General features: G+C 35.1%; 4 protein-coding genes and 1 tRNA gene. 2 read left to right on the top strand and 3 right to left on the bottom strand.

Annotated features, from left to right (window positions below; all coding sequences use genetic code 11):
• Positions 1–299 (top strand): isochorismatase family protein (locus E1171_RS04760; RefSeq protein WP_155204615.1); only part of this gene is annotated, 299 nt, incomplete at its 5' end.
• Positions 300–501: 202 nt separating this feature from the next.
• Here the strand turns inward: E1171_RS04760 and E1171_RS04765 are convergent.
• Together E1171_RS04765 and E1171_RS04770 are read right to left on the bottom strand one after the other, a co-directional pair.
• On the bottom strand, positions 502–1,386 hold the full coding sequence (locus tag E1171_RS04765; protein WP_155204617.1) for a DNA/RNA non-specific endonuclease: 885 nt from the start codon (positions 1,384–1,386) through the stop codon (positions 502–504).
• Between the two features lie 19 nt (positions 1,387–1,405).
• Positions 1,406–2,194, bottom strand: a complete 789-nt coding sequence (locus E1171_RS04770; RefSeq protein WP_155204618.1) for a hypothetical protein — start codon at positions 2,192–2,194, stop codon at positions 1,406–1,408.
• 617 nt (positions 2,195–2,811) lie between these two features.
• Between E1171_RS04770 and E1171_RS04775 the strand changes: the two genes are divergently transcribed.
• Positions 2,812–2,988, top strand: coding sequence for a hypothetical protein (locus E1171_RS04775; RefSeq protein WP_155204620.1), 177 nt, complete (start codon positions 2,812–2,814; stop codon positions 2,986–2,988).
• 330 nt (positions 2,989–3,318) lie between these two features.
• Here E1171_RS04775 and E1171_RS04780 read toward each other — a convergent pair.
• A tRNA-Arg gene (locus E1171_RS04780) sits at positions 3,319–3,392 on the bottom strand.
• Positions 3,393–3,557: the final 165 nt, after the last annotated feature.

Raw genomic sequence — 3,557 nt, forward strand, 5'->3', positions numbered from 1 at the left:
TGAACAATGGCGTTTTTATAAAGAAACATGTTCGAGATGCCTTTAGTAACAAAAAATTAGATTCTGTGCTCAATGCCAATCAAATTGGCAACTTATATATTACGGGGATAGATGCCAAATACTGTGTTAATTCTACAATAGAAGCTGGCCTTTTGAGAAATTATAATATCTCTTATATTAAAGAACTTGTCGCAACCAATAAAAGAGAAGAACTTACTGATTTAACAGAAAGGTGGGCAGAAAAAGGTGTCAGAGAAATCAAATTCTATCACCTAATTGAAGAATTAAGTAAAAACTAAACCTAACACCATATAAAAATAATAGCTCCACAAGGCAAGCAGCACAACCATAGCTACAATTTTAACATTAACCGTTGTGTAGCTTTGGATTATGGGTAGGTATTGTGGGTGCAGCATTTTCGTGACCACTGTTGGCTTAGGGATGGTAGTGGATACCCCACGGCCTGGGTGGGGTTTGGTCTTTGATCCCTTTAAAGAACTATTAGATTGGTACGAAATCAGGAATTTTGTTAGAATGAAAAATTACACATTTAAAGAAGCGGTTTCCGTTGGCATCAACTTTTCTATGGTATTTAAAATTGGGGTGTCTTTTAGATAGTTTTTTCAATTTATCCAGGGGTCCCCTAAATTCAAATACTTGTTTAAAAGTAGCTGGCCGTTGGGATTTTCCTTTGTATGTTAAATTAATTGAGTAATTTTTAATATTGGCCCTATTTTTTCCAAGAAATCTTTCAATTGCATGATATTTACCTTTATTTAATTTCCCGTATTGTGCTACAATATTAATTGCACCTGAATTACCCCCGAGCATATGAGCAATTATATGTCCACCATGATCTAATTCTTTAATGCCATCTTTAGCCATTGCCTTGGCATTTTCATTGGCTCCTATTATTTGGTTCCTATTGATAAAACTTTTAGGCAAGGACTTAATTTCAGCTTGATAAACTCTTGCAAACTTATCGGTCTTAAATACTGATTGTCCTAATTTATATGTCGTTCTAGAAAGTAGATTAGAATCTAATAGTGGATTTATCACCTTTTTAGCCATTAGTGGAAAAGTAGAAACTACTTTATACCTTCCTGCCTCAACAATTTTACCTAATTTTTCACCCTGAAGGTTTAGTATTGAAATGGATTTTTTATTCGAAATGAGTTTAAAACCATTATTTTTTGCCCAAGAATCTAATTGTTTACTAATCAATAACCTACTAGCCACTTTTGTGGAAGGCAAAGACCCGTTTATTGATTTACTTCCAATGGATTTCTTCACATAGGAGCTAAGTTCTCCTATATCTTTTAAACTTCTACTATTGCAAGAGAGCAAGATTGAACTAATGAAAAATATAAAAAGTATCTTTTTCATTTATTAGGGCTATTTAGGGCTATTGAATTAGGTTTTTTTTCACCTGTTCTGAAATTTCTTTAGTAAGGGTGTTTGTGATTTTATATTTGATTCCCTTTTCGGTTAAATCGCCAGTATACCAACTAATCAATAAAAAAATTATGAACCCAAGCCTAATTCCCCATCGCTGTGCCTTCTTTCCCAGATTATCCACTTTTTCTCGCCTCTTTTTGCTCCAATTAATCCATGGACCAAAAGAAAATTGATAGAAAACATAAACCGAAACCACAATAGAAAGAAAGCTACTGCCAAAAAATATGCTTAATAGGAGTTCAAAAAATTCTTCAACAATCAGAATAGGTAGAGAAAGAGCGATTTTATGTGCATAAATTGCAATTTGGTCATTGCCAGAGGTTATTTCTAACTTTATTTGGGCAGGGTCTTTATCCAATGCGATATAGGCCTCTTCCAGATGCTTGTATGCCATTTTTTTGACGGTTGTACTATCATATACAGCCATCCAAAATCGAGAAGATTTTTCTTTCATTGATTCTTCTCCAAAACTGATATAATCTTTAAGATTATTCAGACCAAAAAAGCCCGACTGTGCATCTAATGTGTCTTTATAATGAGTATAGACTTGATCTATATATATTTCAACATCAGTAGATGCACTTTCTAAAGTATTTTCAATGATGATATCAGAGTAGCTCTCTGCTTTTAGCTCTTGATAAGCGAAAACTCTGAGTACTGAAAAAGACAGGAATACAAAGACTTTTAATATAGTGGAGTAATCCTTAACCTTATTAAAGCGAAAGAATCTTTTCATAGAAAAACTAAAAACATCATATCTTAACCTACAATTCTAATTAAATTATCATGCGCTACTTGCAATTAGAAAGGCCCTTCAAAAAAATAGTAACACTCGATAACTATATTTTAATTAGAATACACCCTCATACCACAATCCCGCGAAATCCCCACAAATCCATCTCCAAAAACAGCGATTTAGGCCTTTAAGTAAAAATAAATTTATCTACATGAGTGCTCTCCACCATAATTGTTAAATCCTAGGTGGCTTTTCTTTTGTGACTTTAGAAAAAGTCGAGCCTATATTCAACATCTAGTTCTTGCATAATCGGTCCGGACTAAAAGATCTGCTATTTCTCTACCATCCATAATTTTAGGGAAAGGATCCCAAAGCACTGCTTTGGATTTTTTGTTGCAGTAGGTATTCGGTTTATTTTCGCCAGCGTTCCCTAGCTGGGGAAGAAAAATCCGGAACTAGAAGGACTTCTTTGCCTATTAATACCTTCATTTTTCTTGGAGTTAAACCTTCCAAACCGGAGGAGGCCTCTCAGGTAATGTCAGGGTATTTCATGGAGCAAATGATGGCTTTTTTTTGGGATTCTACAATTTCAATGGTTTTGTTACTTTCGCAAATAGATGTTCTTCAAAAAAACAGGTCTGGTATTCTTTGGTAGAAGTGAAGAAGTAGCGATCGGGGAGCTGCTTGTTTCTGGGGCCGTCGGCCTTGTAGAATATGCGTTTGGGGGTGCGAATATTTTTGTGTTTATCGATTTGCCGAAGATGGTTCCTCCGATTCTGGCCGTGCCGATGTAGGAGTCGGCAATGGCATTGAGGGTTTTTCTTTTTCCAAAGGTTTGGCTTAGATAATTGATTAGGATGTTTTGGTGGTAGTTTTTGAGTGTTGTCTTCAGGGTTTGAAAAGGGACTTATCCTTATTTATTGATTCTTTCCTTTTTTTAACCAAAGAATGATGTTTAGTGGGGCATGGTGTAGTTATTTGTTGAAAAGCAAAAAGAGGTAACCGAGGGGATCGAGTAGGAGACCTTTATTCTGAGAAAAACTGAACGGTTGGGGGTTTGCTAAAATATAAAACCCTCTAAAAATTAATTTTAGAGGGTTTTGCATCTTTTGTGATTTACTTTGTACGCCCGGAAGGAGTCGAACCCTCAACCTCTGGAGCCGAAATCCAGCGCTCTATCCAGTTGAGCTACGGGCGCTTATTGTGACACAAAAGTAAGAGGAAATTATCAATCTACCAAGCCGAAAAAAAGCCTGTGAAGTGATTTGTTTCTATCTCCTTCATGTTCAATTGTTTATTTTTTGAAAAATTTATATAAAAAAAGAGAGGTAAAACATTTACCTCTCTTTGCAGATGATTTTAT

Origin of the sequence: Xanthovirga aplysinae (assembly GCF_009711365.1) — a bacterium.
GTDB lineage: Bacteria > Bacteroidota > Bacteroidia > Cytophagales > Cyclobacteriaceae > Xanthovirga > Xanthovirga aplysinae.